Source organism: Sorangium sp. So ce295, assembly GCF_051527405.1.
GTDB lineage: Bacteria > Myxococcota_A > Polyangia > Polyangiales > Polyangiaceae > Sorangium > Sorangium cellulosum_B.
Map to the genome: position 1 here is coordinate 2,949,145 of NZ_CP150324.1, position 18,331 is coordinate 2,967,475.

14 protein-coding genes are annotated in these 18,331 nt (G+C 71.2%); 2 read left to right on the forward strand and 12 right to left on the reverse strand.

All coding sequences use genetic code 11. From position 1 onward, the window contains the following. The first annotated feature begins 19 nt into the window (after nt 1-19). Complete coding sequence (locus WMF11_RS11390; protein ID WP_437908431.1) at nt 20-586, forward strand: hypothetical protein; 567 nt, start codon at nt 20-22, stop codon at nt 584-586. Between the two features lie 58 nt (nt 587-644). Here WMF11_RS11390 and WMF11_RS11395 read toward each other — a convergent pair whose 3' ends face one another. The 10 genes from WMF11_RS11395 to WMF11_RS11440 all read right to left on the reverse strand — a co-directional run bounded on the left by WMF11_RS11395 (nt 645) and on the right by WMF11_RS11440 (nt 15,413). Beyond that, on the reverse strand, nt 645-4,604 hold the full coding sequence (locus WMF11_RS11395) for a protein kinase domain-containing protein (protein WP_437977469.1): 3,960 nt from the start codon (nt 4,602-4,604) through the stop codon (nt 645-647). Nucleotides 4,605-4,702: 98 nt separating this feature from the next. Next, nucleotides 4,703-6,067, reverse strand: coding sequence for an aminomethyl-transferring glycine dehydrogenase subunit GcvPA (gene gcvPA / locus WMF11_RS11400; protein ID WP_437551813.1), 1,365 nt, complete (start codon nt 6,065-6,067; stop codon nt 4,703-4,705). A gap of 56 nt (nt 6,068-6,123) precedes the next feature. Beyond that, nucleotides 6,124-6,525, reverse strand: coding sequence for a glycine cleavage system protein GcvH (gcvH, locus tag WMF11_RS11405; protein WP_437551815.1), 402 nt, complete (start codon nt 6,523-6,525; stop codon nt 6,124-6,126). A gap of 88 nt (nt 6,526-6,613) precedes the next feature. Continuing rightward, nucleotides 6,614-7,735, reverse strand: a complete 1,122-nt coding sequence (gene gcvT / locus WMF11_RS11410; RefSeq protein ID WP_437908436.1) for a glycine cleavage system aminomethyltransferase GcvT — start codon at nt 7,733-7,735, stop codon at nt 6,614-6,616. Nucleotides 7,736-7,841: 106 nt separating this feature from the next. Further along, complete coding sequence (locus WMF11_RS11415) at nt 7,842-8,384, reverse strand: hypothetical protein (protein ID WP_437977470.1); 543 nt, start codon at nt 8,382-8,384, stop codon at nt 7,842-7,844. Further along, a complete protein-coding gene (locus WMF11_RS11420; RefSeq protein WP_437977471.1) occupies nt 8,381-12,016 on the reverse strand; it encodes a hypothetical protein in 3,636 nt (1,211 codons plus the stop codon). Before WMF11_RS11420 ends, WMF11_RS11415 begins: the two co-directional genes overlap by 4 nt. A 16-nt stretch (nt 12,017-12,032) precedes the next feature. Beyond that, nucleotides 12,033-12,632 carry a hypothetical protein gene (locus tag WMF11_RS11425; protein WP_437977472.1) on the reverse strand — a complete coding sequence of 200 codons (600 nt, stop codon included), beginning with the start codon at nt 12,630-12,632 and terminating at the stop codon, nt 12,033-12,035. Beyond that, nucleotides 12,626-13,978: a PilW family protein gene (locus WMF11_RS11430; protein ID WP_437977473.1), complete on the reverse strand. Its 1,353-nt coding sequence runs from the start codon at nt 13,976-13,978 to the stop codon at nt 12,626-12,628. Before WMF11_RS11430 ends, WMF11_RS11425 begins: the two co-directional genes overlap by 7 nt. Beyond that, nucleotides 13,975-14,580, reverse strand: a complete 606-nt coding sequence (locus WMF11_RS11435) for a type IV pilus modification PilV family protein (RefSeq protein ID WP_437977474.1) — start codon at nt 14,578-14,580, stop codon at nt 13,975-13,977. The genes WMF11_RS11430 and WMF11_RS11435 overlap by 4 nt, the downstream gene beginning before the upstream one ends. After that, nucleotides 14,577-15,413, reverse strand: coding sequence for a pilus assembly FimT family protein (locus tag WMF11_RS11440; protein WP_437977475.1), 837 nt, complete (start codon nt 15,411-15,413; stop codon nt 14,577-14,579). Before WMF11_RS11440 ends, WMF11_RS11435 begins: the two co-directional genes overlap by 4 nt. A 65-nt stretch (nt 15,414-15,478) precedes the next feature. On the opposite strand from WMF11_RS11440, the gene WMF11_RS11445 reads away from it, so the two are divergent. Further along, entirely contained in the window at nt 15,479-16,585 is a 1,107-nt protein-coding gene (locus WMF11_RS11445) for a DUF6599 family protein (RefSeq protein ID WP_437977476.1), read from the forward strand. A gap of 71 nt (nt 16,586-16,656) precedes the next feature. Here the strand turns inward: WMF11_RS11445 and WMF11_RS11450 are convergent, their stop codons facing one another. Further along, entirely contained in the window at nt 16,657-17,379 is a 723-nt protein-coding gene (locus tag WMF11_RS11450; protein WP_437908444.1) for a peptidylprolyl isomerase, read from the reverse strand. A gap of 51 nt (nt 17,380-17,430) precedes the next feature. Next, nucleotides 17,431-18,279, reverse strand: coding sequence for a MaoC/PaaZ C-terminal domain-containing protein (locus WMF11_RS11455; protein WP_437908445.1), 849 nt, complete (start codon nt 18,277-18,279; stop codon nt 17,431-17,433). Nucleotides 18,280-18,331: the final 52 nt, after the last annotated feature.

Below are 18,331 nucleotides of genomic sequence, written 5' to 3' on the forward strand. Positions count from 1 at the left end.
TTCGTGGTAGCTCGCTCGCGTGCGCTCGCCCATCGCCTGCCTCGCCGCCCTCGGGGCCTTGCTCGCCCCGCTCGCCTGGTCCTCGCCGTCGCGCGCGGACGCCTCCGCGTGGACCTTCGTGGGCGCCGGCGCGATCGGCTGGAAGCAGGGCGAAAGCGATCTCGTCTTCGACGGCGCGCTGTCGTGCGACGTCGGCGTCGGGACCACGCCCGACGCGCCCGTCATCGTCGGCGGCCTGATGCGCGCGACGCCGATCCTCGACAGCGGCATCGATCTCGCGCTGCTCGCCCGGGTCGCGACGCGCGGCTTCCAGGCAGGCCAGCTGGGCCTCGCCCTCGACGCGGGCGGCTACCGCCGCTTCTGGGGCGCAGGTTCCACGGGCGTGGCCGGCGCGCTCACGCTGGGGGCGCCGCTCGGCATCAGCCTCTCGCTCCAGGGGAGCTACGGGACCGACAAGGCCATGGCGTTCGCCGCCATCGCGGGCATCGACCTGCTGCGCCTCACCGTCTACCGGCAGTCGCTCCTGCCGCTGTGGCCGAACCCGTTCCCCGCGCAGCAGCGCGGGCAGGACGTCGCCTCGCGCTGACCTGGCCGCCCCCGGCGAGCGGGTTCGTCGCGCGAGCGACCCGACCAGGGCGGCGATCTCACCCGGCGGGGCGTCCCCCCGAGCCGTCGTCGAGCCACGCCTCCGAGAGCTCGAGCGTGCGGGCATTCTCCTCGACATTGCGGAGGAAGCTGTCGCGCGTCCGCAGGTCTGCGATCTGCATGGCGACAGCGAGGAGCCGGTCGCGCGCGTCGGCTATCGCAGCGCGGGCCGCGCCGCGCTCGCCCGCCGCAAAGAGCGCCTCGGCGTGCACGAGGCGTGCGAGCGCCTCTCCCTCCTCGACCTTCTCCACCGTGGCCAGCAGCGCCATGGCCGCGCGGCTCTCCGCGAGCGCCTCGGCCGACCGGCCGCGCGCGAGCAGCACAGAAGCCAGCGTCGCTCGGGCCGCGACCTGGGCTTGCTGCGCGGTCTCCAGCAGCGCCACCGCGCGGCGGGCCTCGCCCTCCGCCTCGTCGAGCCGGCCCGCGCTTCGCAGGATCCCCGCCAGGTAGGTGCGAGACCAGCCCTCCCCCCGCCGGCTGCCCTGCGCGGCGCACAGGGCGGCGGCCTTCGCCTCCACCACGCACGCCTCCTCGAGGGCGCCAGTACGGCCGAGGACACGACCCAGATCGTGCAACGTGAAGCCGAGGACGTAGTCCAGCCCCATCTGCTCGGCTTCAGCGACCGCGGCGCGCAGGCGCGTCATCGCTTCCGCGTACGCGCCGAGCAGGGATTCCCGGAATGCGAGGTTGCACCGCTCGACGCACGCCCTCCGTAGGTCGCCCACCTCCTCGTAGCAACGGAGCGCGCGCGCGGCGAACGCGCAGCTCTCTTCCAGATGGCCGGCGAAGAGCTCACGCATCCCGCGCTGTCGGTAGATCGGCCCGCTCACGCTCGGGTCGTCGCGAAAGCGCTCCGCGACCGACCTGATGCGCGCATCGATCGCCTCGGCCCGCTCGTGGAGACCCGCGAGCAGGAGGTCCAGCGCGATCGACGCGGCCGTCGTCACCGCCGGAGCTGTCGCCTGCCCGTCGGGCCGCCAGGCGTCCGCGAGCATCGTGTCGAGCAGGAGGAGGTCCTCCGGCTGCCCGAGGTGCCTCGCCGCCCGCCCGGCCTCGGCCAGCGCTACATACCAGGGCGCAGTGCCCTTCGGCAGCACGCGCAAGGCCACGTGGGCGCACCGACCGAACTCCGCGATGTCCCCGCGCCACCGGCGCGCCTCGGTGCGCAGCAAGAGCAGCTCCTCCCGCGCCGCGCCGCTGACCCCGAGGGAGAGGGCGCGCTCGGCCCACCGCAGCACCGCGGCGAAGTCGTTCGCGGCGAACGCCTGCGCGGCGGCCGCCATGTAGAGCTCGGCGGCGCGCGCGAGCTCGCCGGCGCGATCGAAATGCTCGGCGATCACCGCCGCCGACGGCTCGGCGGCGCGCTCGAGCCACGCCCCCGCCAGCCGATGCCCGAGCGCGCGATCCTCCTCGGTGAGCATCCCGTAGGCCGCCTCGCGCACGAGCGCGTGCCGGAACGCGATCTCCCGCTCGCCTTGGAACCTCGAAGCAGAACGCGTGATGATCCACTCCAGGCCCTCCAGCCGGGCGAGGTGATCGTCGATCGACCCGTCGTCCATGCCACCCAGCAGCGAGTCGATCGCGCCTCGCCAGAAGACGTCGCCGAACACGCTCCCGGCGCGCAGCAGCCGGCGCGCCATGTCGTCCAGCCCTTCGAGGCGGGACCGCACCATGGCCAGCACGGTCTCCGGCGTGCTCTGCTTGTTCCCTTCGTAGGTCGCGCGGATCAGCTCTTCCAGGTAGAACGCGTTGCCTTCGGCCTGCGTCACGATGCGCTCCAGGGTCGCTTCGCTCACCTGGTCGCCGAGCACTTGCCTCACGAGCCGCGCGCTCGCCCTGGAGGTCAGCGGCTCGAGGCGAATCTCCTGGAGCTGCCGCTCGGCCCACAACCGGGGGAACACCTCGTGGACGTCCGGGCGCGCCAGCGCCAGCAGCATCCATGGCCGATCGCGGACGCGGCGCAGCGCCTCGTCGAGGTATTGAACCGTCGGCGCGTCGCTCCAGTGCAGGTCCTCTATCACCAGGAGCAAAGGGCGCTCCCCGGACACCGCCTCGAGGAAATCCACCCAGGCGCGCTGCATCTGATCGCCGAGGAGCCGGACGTCCCGGCGCGCGGCGTGCAGCTGAATGCTGTCCTCGTCGGGAAACGGCGTATTCAGGAGCTCTCCGAGGAACTCCGAGACGCGCCGCGCGTCGGCCCCGTCGAAATGCTTGTTCACGTGGGCGCGGAGCTTCTCGCGGCGCTCCTCCAGCGGCTCTCCGTCCTGGATGCCGCCGCAGGCCTGCCGCAGCGCCTGACCGAGCAGACCGAGCGCGGCGCCCGTGCGCAGCGGGTCCCCTCGGCCGACCCACAAGGTGAAGGGGGGGTCGCGCTGGCGGACGCGGAGCAGCAGCTCGTAGGCGACGCGCGATTTGCCCATGCCGGCCGGCCCCGTCACGAGCACCGCGCGCGCCCTCGACTCCTCGATGCATTGGGTGCGCAGCGCCTCGATGGCCGCGATCACCCAGTCGCGCCCGACACATGCGGTCGGCCTGCCGAGCAGCGTTCGCGCGCCCTTCGCGAGCGCCTGTTCGCCCTGGAGCCACAGGCCGCTCTCCGTCTCGAGGACATCGAAGCGGGCGTCGAGCAGCCCGGCGGTCACCTCGTCGATCGCGATCGGCCGCGCCTGGCCTGCCGCGTGCGCGGCGCCGGCGGAGGGCGCGGACTGCGCCAGCGTCCGTGTCGCGCGGTCGACAAGCTCGCTGGCAGGCAGCCTCCCCGACAGCTCTGCGGTGCCCGTCGCGAGCGCCAGCTGACGGCCGCCGGCGTGCTTGCGCAGCGAGAGCGCGCAGCGGGCCGCTCGCACGGCCTGATCGGTCGCCAGGCCAGTCCCGGTGAACGTCATGAGGATCGAGCTGTCCATCAAGAGGTCGAGCTGAGCCCCGAGCGCAGCGACCTCCCGGGTCATCTCCTCCGCGGCGGACGCGATCTCGGTCTCCGCGTCCGATCGCCCCGCGCCGCCGGCCATGGGTGGCTCCGGGGCCATCAGCAGCACGCACGTCACCCTTCGTTCCTTGTGGGTCAGCGACGGCGAGCAGGAGGACGGCGGCGAGCGGACCGAGGCCACCGGGGTCGACACCTCCGCAATGGGGAGCGTCGCTCCCAGGCTCACCGCATTGAGCGCCGCGGCCACCGCGGCGCCGTCGCATGGGCGCTCCGCCGGGTCCTTGGCGAGCATCCGGGTGCACAGCACGTCGAGGGACGGCGGCACATCGGCCCGCAGCTCGCTCGCCCGCTGGACGTCCTCCAGCACGATCTTCAGCAGGATGGACATGAAGCTGTCGCCCCTGAAGGCCTGTACGCCGGTCAGGCATTCGAACAGCACGCAGCCGAGCGCGAATACATCGGCGCGCGCGTCGACCGCCGCCCTGCTCCGGGCCTGCTCGGGCGCGACGTAGGCGGGAGTCCCGAGGATCATCCCCGGCTGGGTCATTCGTGATGCGTCGGAGAACCGGGCGATCCCGAAGTCGAGCAGCTTCACCCGCGCGACGTCGCGCTCCACGAGGAACAGATTGGAAGGCTTGAGATCGCGGTGCACTATCCGGTGCGCGTGCACGACCGCGAGCGCCTCGGCGGCGCGTGTCACGAGCGTGACCGTCTCGTCCACGCTGAGCCCTCGACGCCCGAGCCTCGCGCAGAGATCCTCGCCCTCGAGCCACTCCATGGCGAGGTAGGGCACTCCCTGCGCCGTCATCCCGTGCGCCACATAGCGGCAGATGCCCGGGTGCTCGAGCTCGGCGAGCACAGCGGCTTCGTGCATCAGGCGCTCGACGTTCCTCGGGTCGAGCTGCTGCAATAGCTTGACGGCGACGGGCTCGCCCGAGGCTCGATCGCGAGCCTGGTAGACTTCCCCCATGCCGCCGATTCCCCCGAGCTTTTCGATTTCGAATCGCCCGGCGATTACCTCTCCCCCCCGCATGGGGGCGCAGTATCCCCCGGATCGAGGAATACTTGCATCAGAGGAAATCTCGGCCGTCTAGGCATCAGCCGGCCAGCTTGTGGGGGCCCGCGCCCGCGTCAGCCCGTGAACCCCGCGAGCCCCTCGACGAGCCGATCGAGATCCGCGCGGCTGTGCCGCTCGGTCACGGCGACGAGCAGCTCGTCCCGCCGCCGCGCGTCGATCCGCCCGAGATCGAGCCCCGCGATGATCCCCTGCTCGGCCAGCGCCCGCGTGAGCCTCCCCGCGTCCCCGCCGCGGACCTTCACGACGAACTCGTGGAACGTCGGCGCCGACATCGGCAGCGAGTAGCCGTCGAGCCGCGCGATCTCCCGCTTCAGGTGCTCGGCCTTCGCGAGGCACTGCTTCGCCGCCTCCACGAAGCCGCGCTTGCCGAGCATGCACATCCGCATCGTGACCGCCGTCGCGCAGAGGCCGCTGTTCGTGCAGATGTTGCTCGTCGCCCGCTCGCGGCGGATGTGCTGCTCGCGCGTCGCGAGCGTCAGCACGTACCCGCGGGTCCCGTGCTTGTCGACCGTCTCGCCGACCAGCCGGCCGGGCACCTGCTGGAGGTACTTGCGGTCGTTCCGGCACGCGAACAGCCCGACGTTGGGGCCGCCGTACTGCGGCGGCAGCCCGAGCGGCTGGCCCTCCGCCACCGCGATGTCGGCGCCGAGCGCGCCCGGCGACTCGAGCAGCGCGAGCGCGTACGGGTCCAGGGTGACCGTGATCAGCAGCGCGCCCTTCTGGTGGCACACCTCGGCCACCTTCCGGATGTCACCCACGACGCCGAAGAAGTTCGGATAGCCGACCACCACACAGGCCGTCGTCTCGTCGATCGCCCGCGTCAGCGCCTCGACGTCCGCCGTGCCGTCGCGGCCGACGTCGACCCCGACCAGCGACGCCTTGCCGGCCCCGATGCCGTGCACGTACGTCTCGACCGTGCCGATGTAGTCGGGGTGCACGCCCCCGGACAGGACGGTGCGCTCGCGCCCCGTCAGCCGGCGGGCCATCAGCACGGCCTCCGCGAGCGCGCTCGCGCCGTCGTACATCGACGCGTTGGCGATCGGCAGCCCGAGGATCTCGCTCACGATCGTCTGGAACTCGAAGATCACCTGGAGCGTGCCCTGGGAGACCTCGGGCTGGTACGGCGTGTAGGCCGTGTAGAACTCGCTGCGGAGCAGCAGCTGATCGGCGGCCGGCGGGAAATGGTGCTCGTAGGCGCCCGCCCCCAGGAACGAGAGCATGCGCCCTGCGCGGTTCTTCTGGGCGAGCTCCTCGAGGTGCCGCATGAGCGAGGCCTCGTCGAGCGAAGGCTCCATCGAGAGCGGGCGCGTGAGGCGCGCCTCCTTCGGGATCGCGCTGTAGAGCTCCTCGAGCGACGACAGGCCGACGGCCTGCAGCATCTCGCTGATTTCCTCGGGCGTGTGGGGCAGGTAGCGCATGGTCTTGTGCAGCGGGAAACGGGAAGGGTGATGCGGAACGCGGAGGGGAGCGGCGCTCAGTGCGCCGCGGTCTTCAGGAGCTCGCTGTACGCGTCGGGATCCATGAGCGTGCCGAGCTCGCCCTGGTCCGAGGGGACGACCTCGATCATCCACGCCTTGCCGTAGCAGTCGTCATTGACCAGCTCGGGGCGGCTCTCGAGATCCGCGTTCACGCGCTGGATCTTGCCGCTCACCGGCGCGAACAGATCGCTCAGCGTCTTGACGCTCTCGATCGTGCCGAACGCCGTGCCCGCGGTGATCGTGTCGCCCGGCTTCACGTCGAGGTTGACCAGCGTGATGTCGCCGAGCTGCTCGACCGCGAAGGCGGTGATCCCGATCACGACGAGATCGTTCTCCTGCTTGGCCCACTCGTGATCCTTCGTGTACCGCCGGTCCGTTCGGACATTGTCGCTCGCCATGTGACTTCTTCTCCCTTTGCCAACCTGGATCTCTGGTCGCCGCGTGCGGTCGCTCGGATCGGCTCGCCGCGGCGCGCCTCGGCGCGGATCAGGCCCGCTTGTAGAACGGGGTCTTGACCACGACCGCCTCGACCGAGCGCCCGCGGCAGTCCACCTGGAAGGCGGTCCCTACCGCCGCCATCGGCGCGGGCAGGTAGCCGAGGCCGATGTTCTTGCCGACGGTCGGCCCCGGGCTGCCGCTCGTGCAGACGCCGACCTTCGCGCCGCTCGGGTCGAGCAGCGGGTAGCCGTGGCGCGCGATGCCGCGCCCCGTCATCTCGAAGCCGACCAGCTTGCGCGCGGGGCCCTCGTCCTTGATGCGCTGGAGCGCGGCGCGCCCCACGAAATCGCCCTTGTCGAGCTTCACCACCCAGCCGAGGCCCGCCTCGATGGGGTTCGTCGTCTCGTCGATGTCGTTGCCGTACAGCGACAGGCGCGCCTCCAGGCGGAGCGTGTCGCGCGCGCCGAGGCCCGTCGCCTCGAGCCCGAGCGGACCGCCGAGCTCGACGAGCGCGCGCCAGAGCCGCTGCGCGTCGGACGGCGAGCAGAAGATCTCGATGCCGTCCTCGCCGGTGTAGCCGGTGCGGGCCACGGTGCAGCGCACGTTGGCGAGCGTCGCATCGCGGAAGTGGAACGGCGCGAGCTCGCGCAGCGCGGGGCCGTCGCCGCCCGCGAGCGCGACGATGTCGAGCGCCTTCGGCCCCTGGAGCGCCATCATCGCCGTGCGATCCGACGCGTCCTCGAAGCTGCAGTGGCCCTGCGCCGCGCCCCGGATGTGGGCGGCGATCTTGTCGCGGTTCGACGCGTTGCAGACGATGAGCCACTGCCGCGCGTCGATCCGGTACACGATGAGGTCGTCGAGGATCGTGCCGGCCTCGTTGCACGCGCACGTGTAGAGCGCGTGTCCGTCCTCCAGCTTCTTCACGTCGTTCGTGACGAGGTAGTCGACCACCTGTCCGGAGTGCTCGCCGCTCAGGATGATCTCGCCCATGTGCGAGACGTCGAACAGCCCGGCGGCGGTGCGCACCGCCTTGTGCTCTTCGGTGACGCCTTTGTACTGGACCGGCATCTCCCAGCCGGCGAACGGGACCATGCGGCCGCCGAGCTTGATGTGCTCGTCGTAGAGCGGCGTCCTTCGGAGCGGAGCGGTGGGGAGCGGCTTGGTCGACACGGCCGCGATCTACTTCGAAAGGTCGGAGATGTCGACTGGCGCCGACTGACGCCGACTGGCGCAGCGGCCCCCGCGGCGCTGGAGGTCGAGGCCGCCGCCGCCGCGCTCACTCGAGGCGGGTGGGATCGATCACCTTGCCGTCCGGCGTGAGCCCGCTGCGGCGCCAGCGCTCCTCGACCGACAGCCCCTGCTCCGCGGGCGCCCGGGTCTCGTCGCGGACGACGAGCTCTGAGATGTGCGCGCGAGAGACGACCTCGATCCGGATCATCCGCTGCGGCGCGCTCTTCACGGTGGCGCGCGAGAAGATCGTCTTCGCAGGCCCGGTCTCGACATTTCCTGCGAGGACGCGCGTGCGCACGTAGTTCGCCACCCGCTCGGCAGGTATTTCTCCGACGGCGAAGACGGCATCGGCGAAGCGCGCGCGCACCTTCATGCGGCGCGGGATGGGCAGGCCGAACGCCTGCTCGGTCCCCTCGGCGAGCTCGCCCGGCAGCGCCTGGTCGACCGGCGGCTTCGGGGCCGCGGCCTCGCTCGCCTGCGGCGCCGGCGCCGGCGCGCTGGCGTCGCTGCGGCAGGCGGGCGCGGCCGAAGCGCACGCGACGAGCGCGGCGAGCGCGCCGGCGGCGCGCGACAGGCTGGCTCGCGTCATTCGATGAGGGTGGCCCACGAGTCGATCTTAACGACCTTGCGCGGCCGCTGCAGCGTCCTCGTGCTCGTTCGCGTCGCGCCCCCCTGGGCGTCCGCGTCGCCGGCGGCGCCGGTGTGGAACACGAGCTGGTACTCGGGCGGGGTGGACTGCTGGACGATCGTCTGCGGGCCGAAGACCGCATCGGTGTACTCCGTCGTATCCACGCATGTCGGCTTCTGGGTCACGGCCACGCCGAAGACGATCGTGCCTGGCGACTGCAGCTCGAAGTGCTCCGGAGGAGCGGCCGGATCGACGACGAGGCAAGCGTGCGGGTACGCCGGCGTGTCCGTGTTGCCGAGCAGGTAGTCGACGCCCCAGATCGCGCCGCGCCCGTCCGCGCACGCGTAGGTCCCCGGCGCGACGGGCGTGAACGTCGCGAAGTACGCGCAGCCGTTGAAGAGGGAGATGGGCCCGGTCACGCGCTGGCCGCCCGTGAAGGGGACGACCCAGTTCTCGCTGAAGCGGAGGCTGGTGTTGTGCGGTCGCTCGGTGATCGACCAGACCCGCGTCTCGATGGCGGCGCTCGCCGTGAACGCCTCCTGATCGCCGGTGGAGAACAGGATGACCTTGTTGCCGAGCGGATCGGTGCTCACGATCGGCGTCGTCTGGATCGGCTGGCTGCTCGCCGCGGTGTCGGTCGGGAACGAGTACGCGTCCCAGGCGAGGTCCACGGTCCAGTTGTCCGGGTTGGTGCTCGTCAGGCTGACGCGCCAGAGCGTCCCGTCGGCGTCGCCGACGTAGATGCGCTCGGCGACCTCGCCGACGCCCGCCGGGAACGGCACGGGGACGCCGGTGATCGGCGAGTCGAAGTCGACCTCCGTGGTCCGCGAGGCGATCCCGGCCGGGGCCTCCGAGGGCAGGCCGCGGAACGTGCGGATGATCTCGCCCGTGTCGAGCCGGACGACCGTGAGCGAGCGCGACGGGCCGACGGGGCCGCCGGTGCCCGCGCTGCCCCAGCACCGGACCGAGTCGCGGACCGCCAGGGTGCCCGTCGGATAGAAGAGCGGGTGCGCCGTGTTCTTCCGGTTGCACGCGGGCTGGCTCGTATCGAGCGGAGCAGAGCCGCCGGGCAGGATGGCGACCGCGATCTCCTTGATCTGGCCGCCGGACTCCATCTCCACCATGCCGATCGCCGGCGTCGGCGTCGCCTCGCCGAACAGCGGGGCGCCGCTATCGTCCGTGGAGAGCTGCCAGAGGAACCGCGGCGCCTTCGGGTTCGTCACGTCGAGCGCGTAGTAGAAGCTGCCGCCCGCGCCGCCGCTGGCGAGGAGCACGGTGTTCCAGGTCGCGTTGGCGCTGCTCACCTGCGCCGACGTGCGCTCGAAGACGACGTTCTTCACGACGGGCGCGCCGTCGAGCAGCAGCGATTGCTGGTTGAACGTCGCGAGCAGCCGGGGGAGCACGTGAGGCGGCATGAACGACCAGAGCTCGTTGTTCTCGACCTTGTCCACCTTGAGCGGGTCCGCCGCGGTCGCCGCGGTCACCTGGAACGCGTGCAGCTGCCCGTCGGTCGTCGCCGTGTAGAGCACGAGCGGTCGGGCCGCCTGATCGGGGTGCTCCGCGAAGGCCCGGTAGGACTCGTCGGGGATGTAGTCGTTCGGCGGCCCCACGACGACCGGCGTGGAGTGATAGATGCTGCCGAGCACGTTGCCCTCGCGGGAGGCGACGCCCGAGGGCATCGGCGCGCCGACCTCCCACTCGATGAGGCGCCGGGCGCAGTCCGCGGCGTTGGTCGCCTGCAGCCCGCCCGAGCACTGCGGCGGGACGGCCGCGCTGGGATCGAGGTCGAGCGCGCGGGACGCGCTGGAGAGATCGGTCGCGAACACCGTCGCCTGCGCGGGCGCGCCGCTGCCGGTCACCGTACCCGTGTAGCTGCCCAGGCCGTCCGTGGCGACGGCGCCCGTGGTGACGTTGGGGAGGCGGATGCTCCGGCTCGACCAGATGCGCTGCGCGGTGGTGTCCAGCTCGCCGATCACGGTGAAGAACCGCCGCGGCTGCCCGGCGTTCGAGTTGACGTTGGCCGCGAAGTCATCGCCCTTGCCAGGGTCGATGTCCTTCAGCTGCGTCGTCATGACGCCGCTCACGGGCTCGCAGACGAAGCGCTTGCGCTCGAGGTTGCCGCTCCACAGCGAGCCGTCCGGCGGCGGGCTGAACGAGGAGCCGAACTGGTAGGCGACCCCCTCGTCGGTGCTGCCGTTGTTCGCGGTCGCGGTCGCGTTGGCGAAGACGGGGAGGGTGCGGCTCGTCGAGTTCGCAGCGATCTGCGCGAAGATCCGCGACATCACCGCGGAGAGCTCGTTGGCGTCGTTCGGAAAATAGCCGCGGTCGGTCCCGCCCTCGATGGCGATGCGCGAGAGCGTGCAGCACGCCTTGAGCGCGCCGGACGCGCCGTCGCAGCGCCCACCGGCCAGGAAATCGGCGGAGGAGATCGTCGAGCAGTCGATGCCCGCCTCCGTCGAGAGGCCGAACCCGACGGTATAGGTCGGCACACGCCGGTTCGGGTTGGTGTGGGAGTTGAGCGAGTGGGCGAGGACGTGCGGCTCCTCGTACGGACAGCCCGTCCCTTCGGGGCCGGGGCCGGCGCCGTTCGCGCAGGTCGGGCGCAGATCGAGGTTCGGCTCGCCGTCGGAGATGAGCACGATCGAGGTCTTGCGGCAGCCGCCGCTGATGTACGGATCGTCGCGCGGTCCGAGCGGCTGGCCCGCCCACGTCGAGGCCTCGTTGAGGATGTAGTCGCGCGCGTCGGACAGCATCCCGGCGAGCGGCGTCGCGCCGTAGGGGCGCATCGCGAGGAGCGCTTTCTGGATCTTCGTGTTGACGTTGCCGACCTCGGTGATGTCGGCCGTGTAGGTCGGGAAGGGGATGAGCGGCCCTTCCCAGAGCGGCGCGCCCGGGTTCCTGGCGCCGACCTCCATGTCCGCGGGAGCGCAAGCGGGCGGGTTGCCCCGCGCCGGGTACCCTGTGCCGCTCTGGAACCCGAGGAAGTAGCTCCACATCCCCGCCATGCCGCCCGCGGGATCGGGAACCCCGGAGAGGAGCCCCGTCCTGGCGTCGGGGAGTGTGTCGAACGTCATGAGCGAGAACCGGATCCGGTCCTTGTAGACGTCGAGCAGGCCGGTTTCGGTCTGCGCGAACGTGCAATCAAGGGTCGGGTTGCCACGGATATAACCCTTCACCTCATTGTAGGTCGATCCGGGACCAGTGACGCAGTCGCCCGTAGAGATCATGCGATGGAACGGGATGTAGTAGTTCCTGTCGTAGGGCGGCTCTCCCCCGACGCTGAACTCGGTGACGAACGCGGGGTCCGTGCGGGACTGCGCTTCGCAGCTGAAGTTCTGGATCGGGCCCGTGAGCGACTCGACGAGCTTCGTCCAGCGGCTCTTCAGGGCCTCGGAGGCGGGGGGAGTGCCTGGGTTGCAGTCCGGCTCCCCGCCCGCCACCGTCTTCTCCATCGAGCCCGACGTGTCGACAAGCAAGAGCACGTTGGGCAGCGGCGGCTCCACATCCATGGCCTGCGCGCGTGCGCGCCCCGCGACGAGGCCGAGCGTCGCCGCGCAGCTCATGGTGACAAGGACCTTCGTCAGGTTTCGCATCGTGCGCTCCGGTTCGTCACTTCGAGCAAAGGATATCGGCAACGACGGACATGGATTCCTGGCTGCCCGCCGTCGCGATGGCGGAGCCGTCGGGCCAGGCGATGAGCCGCGCGTTCATGGTGACCGTGCAGTAATCGACGCTCACCGGGTTCGGGCCGCCCATGTCGCTGCCGGCGCGGTTCCCTATCGCAGGCCTTATCTTATCAGTGATCTCCACCTTGGCGATCCACTGGACAGGGGCGCGACCAAGGCTCCCGGGCGTCTCCGGCGGGCCGGCCGTGGGCGGCTCCAGGAGCGCTTGTGCCGCGTTGAACGTGTGCGGCAGGAGCGGCCAGCACGCGTCGGTGATGACCGAGCAGCTCGTCGACCTGGGGATCATCTCCAGGCCTCCCTTCTGCTCGATCTCGGCGATCGCGAGCTGCATCGCGTACTCGGTGAGATAGTGGGTCTGCGTCATCCGCCGCTCATGGCCGCTGGCGATGGTCGACAGCGTGGCCGCGTGGGCCGCGAACAGGCCGATCGCGGTGAGCATCGTGATGACCAGCACGACGATGAAGACGGCGGCGCCCCGCTCGCGGGAGCGCCGGCGGGACCGGGCGATGCTTGCGTTCACCATTGGACGTAGGCCTGGTTGGGGAGCGCGATGTCGGCGTAGAGCGTGCGCATCCGGGCATAGACCGGCGGCGATCCCGAGGGCGCCGTGTCCCCGAAGGTGTTGGCGCTGGCGGAGATGCCGGGGATCAGGAACCTGAGCCTGCGGCCGTCGGCGCCCAAGGGGAAGCCGACGTCGCGATCGGGCGCGCGGGTCCGGGTCGAGAGCCGGACCTGGACCGACCGCACGCGCTGCGGCATGGCCCCTGGCTGGTCGTTCGCGGCGGCGTTGGTGTACACGGACGCGTTGTCGATCGCGGTGATCGGAAACCGCGTGATCTGCGGGTTGGTCACCCCGGGCACGGTGCCCGCGGTTGCGGTGGAGATCCCGAACTTCAGATCGACGGTGTACTCCGCGATGAGCTCGAGCGTGTCCGGGAGCTCCTGATCCTCTTCGTCGAGCTCGACCCGCACGAGCTCGGTGCGGCCGTTGTCGCCGGTGAGGTCGTTGGTGAGCGACGGCGTGACGGGCGCCACGAGAGGGGCGTAGGCCGTCGCCTTACCGACGAGGCTCCGGATGTCGTAGCGGACGCGGGAGACGACGTTCACCCATCCTCCGTCGCCGGTGGCGCCGCCGGGGGTCACGCCGCAATCGGCGAGCCCGACCAGCGTCGGCAGGCCGGGATCCGCCTTCAGCGTGATGGAGATCTGGATGGGCGGATTGCCGATCACGTTGACCTGATCGATGACGCCATACAGGAACTTCTCCTGACCGCGGACCATGATGCGCAGGAAGCGGTGAGGAGCGAAGATCTGGGTCAGGCTCTGCCCGCCGCCCCGCGAGCGCTCCAGCGTCCGCTGCACGGCGGTGCTGCTCGGGTTGAGCTCGACGACCCAGTCGCCCGACTCATCGCTGATCTTCCTGAACTCGAACAGCTCGGTGCTGTTCAAGCTGCCGCCGATGATGATGGAGTCAGGGTGCAGCCCGTTGGCGATGCTCTGGTTGAGCTCCGTCGCATGGAGGAACTCGGACCCCTGACGGAGGATCGAGATCCCGGCGAGGCGCCGCAGGCCGACCGGCGAGGCCGGGACCTGACAGACCTCCGGGTCCTGGAGGATGTTGGGCGACGAGAGGTAGCCCGCGCGCTGCAGGTCCGCGGTCAGCCGGTTCATCCCGATCGTCGCCGCGAGGTGCGAGGCGGAGGCCCTCGCCTCGTTCTGGAAGAAGCGCGTCGCGTTCTTCGAGAGCAGGAAGGCCGCCAGCGACACGACGAGGCCGGCCGCCATCGCCACGAGCAGCTCCACGAGCGTGAAGGCTCGCTGTCCTGACGCGCGCGCGCGCGTGCGGGTGGTGCGTCGGCTCGTCGTCATCGCCTGTCCTCGCTCGTGTTCCGGAGCACGCCGGTCGTCAGGTAGACCGCGCCGAAGCGCCCAGGGGCCGCGTCGACGGCGAGCGGGGCGATCCCGCAGTTGATCGGGTCCCCGTTGCGCTCCCAGATGACGCGGATCTCGGCGCGGAGGAGGCTGTCCCAGATCAGCGCGCCCGACACGGGATCGGTGAACTGGCGGAAGCGGACGTGCGTGCAGAACGCGGACGGCGATGTGTCGCCCGCGTAGATGTCGGCCCCGAGCACGTCGGCGCTCGGCGACCCGAGCGCGGGGATCTCCGTGGGCGTCACCCTCGCGGGGAACGGGGAGGTGGTGCTGACCGTGAGCCAGTCGGTGTCGCTGTTGATGTCGGGGACCCGCATGGGATCGTTCCACTGGAGCGCGTCCACCCGCAGCCGCTCTGCCCAGGTCATGGCGATGCTGTTGGCGATCGCGAGGTTGCGCGCGTTCGTGTTGCTGATGAGCGTCGCCTTCTGCAGCGCGAGCACCCCGGTGGCGCCGATCGCGAGCACGCCGAGCGCCGCCATGACCTCGATGAGCGTGTAGCCGCGGCTCGCCGCCCTCCTCGCACGCGCCGCGCTCACAGCCCGAGCCTCGCGACGCCGTTCGGCGGGACGAAGACCGAGCGCAGGAGGCCGGTCCTGGTGTTGGTCACATCGACCCGGAGCGCGCCGAGCAGCGGCGCGAACCCAGCGGCGGTGTCGAAGCGGACGAACGTCCGCCCCCGCGGCGTGAAGCAGACGTCGGCGTTGGCGCGCGCCACGCCGGTGGGATCGAGCAGCTGCATCGCCGCCAGATCGATGCTCTGGGTGTGGAACGTCGTGACCGGCTCGGTCTCGGCCGGGTTCATCCAGTCGACGACGCTGAGGCAGCTCTTCGCGATCAGCGGGCCGGCGGGGGTGCTATCGACCAGCGCCTGCTGCACCTGGAACGCGCCTGTCGAGGCGGTCCACCGCACGAGGACCGCCGTCCCGCGCCCGATCGCCTGGTAGCGCGCGAGCCGGTAGATGCCGCTGATCTCCATCGCGGTGCGGTTCACGCGGCGATCGCGCATGCCGCTCACGAAGCTCGGCGACGCCGCGGCGGCCAGGATGCCGATGAGGACCACCACCGCGAGCAGCTCCGGCAGGGTGAAGCCGCGCGCGCCACGGCGGCGCAGCGCGCGCTGCCCCGGAGCGCAGGCCCGCGGTCGGTCGGAATCACGAGGAGGAGGTCGCGAACAGGAGGGAGGGCGCACCAAAGGATCGGCAAAGGCAAGCTGCATGCCCTCGACGGGTGGCGCTAAGTCATTGAACTTCATGGTGAATCTCTCAAAGCGATTCGCCGCGGGCGCTAACGATTGCGGCGCTATGAAAAAAGGTGCAAGGCGAACATGCCATGCGATTCCCGCCCGAAAGGTGTTCACCGAGAGGCCCATTGGACCACAGCGTGCCAGCTGCGACGCGCGCGACACGCGCGACGCGCGCGTACCGCGGGAGGCCGTTGCGCTCCCGTGCGTGGAGCTGCGCGCTGCTCGCCGGCGCGCTCGTGGCCGCGCTGTCTTCGGGCTGCAGCAAGAAGGAAGAGCCCCTCGGCGCGCCGCCGCCGCCTCCGCCGGCCGCGAAGCCGGCCGCCTGCGCAGGCGGCGGGGGGACGATCGGCGACGCGGCGAGCGCGCCGTTCTTCCCGCGCACGACGGGCGGGTTCTGCCTCGACCCGAACGGCGGGGAGAAGACGTTCGGCGAATCGGCGCCCCTGCCGCTCGACAGCATCTGCGACATGTTCGACGGGGAGTGCGAGATCTACAAGGGATTCGGCGTGCGGCGCGTGGTCGAGGCGCGGTACGTGAGCGGCGAGGGCGGCTCCGCGACCGTCGACGTCCACCTCTCGAAATTCGGGTCCACGGAGGGCGCTTACGGGATGTTCACGAAGCGCACCGTGGGCGACGGTGACCCGGCCGACGAGGCGACGCCCCGCCTGATCGAGGGGGGCGGCGCGGCCGCGATGGGGGTCGGGAACGCGTACCTCTGGCGCGGGCAGTACCTCGCCGAGATCACCTACAACGACGAGGCGCTGGCCGAGGCGGCGCTCAAGTCGTCGAGCGAGAAGGTCCTGCCTGGGCTCGTGAAGGAGATGGGCGCGAAGCTGCCCGGCGAGCCGTCGCTGCCGCCTGCCGCGGCGGCGCTGCCCAGGGACAACATGATCCAGCTCGGGATCCGCTACGAGACCAAGGACGTGCTCGGGGTGGACGGCGCTGGGCCCGGCGCGTTCGGCTACTACAAGGAGGTCGACAAGCGCTACCGGGTGGTCGCGATCGTGCGCGACGACGTCGACCAGGCCAAGGACGTGGTGTCGACGCTGGCGAAGCTGCCGGGCGCGGCCAGGGAGAAGGGCATCGGCGACGGCTCGGTGCGCCTCATGAACAAGGACGGCGAGGGCTCCGCGACCGAGTGGGTGTTCGCGCGCGCCGACAAGACCGTCTACGGCATCGGCGACGAGGCCCGCGTGCTCCGCAACGGCATGACGGCCGACGAGCACGCCAAGCTGACGCTGACCAAGGAAGAGAAGACGGCGAGGCTGAAGAATCTCGTCAGCGCTCCGGCGCGCTGACACGGCGGGAGGGGTCGAGCCGCCCGGGGCTCGCGACGCTGCGGCGCCGCGGCCCCGGCGGCGCCGCGCGCTCACTGCGTGCGGAGGATGACGTGGTAGCCGAACGCCGTCTCGACGAGGTCGCTCACCTGGCCGACCTTGATCTTCTCGAGGCCCGCCTGGAACTCCGGGACCATCGCGCCCTTCGGGAACTTGCCGAGGTCCCCGCCGCGCTTGTCCGCCCCCGGCTCGTCCGAGTACTCCTTCACGACGTCCGCGAACTTGCTCGGATCGGCCTTGGCCTTCGTCATGGCCTCGGTCGCGCGGGCCTTGGCTTCGTCCTTCGTGCGCTCGATGGTCGGGGGCGCTCGGCGGCTCCCCTTGTACATGACGAGCAGGTGCTTCGCGCCGAACATCTCCCTCGGCGCCTGCGCCGACTGCGCCGGGCGGGGCGTGGGAGCGGGCGGCGGAGCGGCGGCGGTGGCGTGCTCGTGCTCGTCGGGCGCCGGGGCGACGGGGGCCGCGAGGCGGGCGAGCGGCGTCTTGTTGAACATGCCGAAGAAGCCGAGGAGCCCGATCAGCACGAGCGCGCTGAGCACGGCGTGCGGCGCCCACCAGTACGGATCTTCCGGCTCGGCGCCGTCGTCCTCCGCGTCGTCGTCGTCGTCGTGCGCGTGGCCGTGTCCACGGGCGCGGGCCGCGGTGGCCTTCGCCTCTTCCTCCTCGCCGTCGTCGTTGCCTTCGTCGGTCGACCCGGCCTCGTCGTCGAGGTCCTCGTCGTCCTTGGCCCTGTCCTTCTCGCTCGTCTTGCTCATAACGCTTCCCCGATCCGGGCCTCGGCCCTTAGCACGCGACCACGCCGGCCGTCAGCCGATCTCCGCCCACGCGCTCGTGAGCACCGGATCGGGGCGTTCCTTGACAGAGGTGACCACCGCGACCTTGCCGCCGGCCAGCGCCCAGCCCCGCGTGATGAGGGTGTCGCCTGGCCACACCGGCTTGCGGAACTGCGCGCCGTACGCCCGCAGCCGGCTCGCGTCGCCGCCCGCCGCCTTCTGGATGATCGCGCGCGCCGCGAAGCCGTATGTGCAGAGGCCGTGCAGGATGGGGCCCTGCGTGAAGCTCGCCTTCGCCGCGACCTCCGGATCGGCGTGCAGCGGGTTCTCGTCGCCCGAGAGCCGGTACAGAAGCGCCTGCTCGGGCGCCGTCGCCTGCTCGACGACCCAGTCGGGCTCGCGGTCCTTCGGCACGGGGGCCTCCGACTCGGCGTGCGGCGGGCGCGGCCCGCCGAAGCCACCGACGCCGCGCACGATGATCGACCACACCGTGTCGAAGAGCGGCTCGTCGTTGAGCGTGGTCTTCGTCTCGACGATCACCTGCGCGAACTTCTTGAGGTCGTAGATGGCCGCCAGCGTCGCGGTCGTGAACAGCGTCCCGCTCGTCGGGAGCGGGCGGTGCACCCGGAGCGTCTGCCCTCCGTGGACGATGAGCGCCAGCTCGGCCCCGGCCACCTCGAGCGCCTCGAACACGGTCCCCTGGGAGGGGATCACGCCGAACGTGGGGTAGACCTTCATGCCTCCCGGCGCGCCCTCGTACAGGTACTCGAGCTCCTCGCGCTTGGCGCCGATCCCGAGCGCGTAGGTGGCCAGGGTCTTCCAGTTGAAGGTGAACGCGCTGGGCTGGGTCGTGTAGCCGACCTTCGAGAGATTCAGCGGCATCGGGGGCTCCTCGCAGGATGGAAACGGCCGCGCAGGCGTACCGACCTGGCGA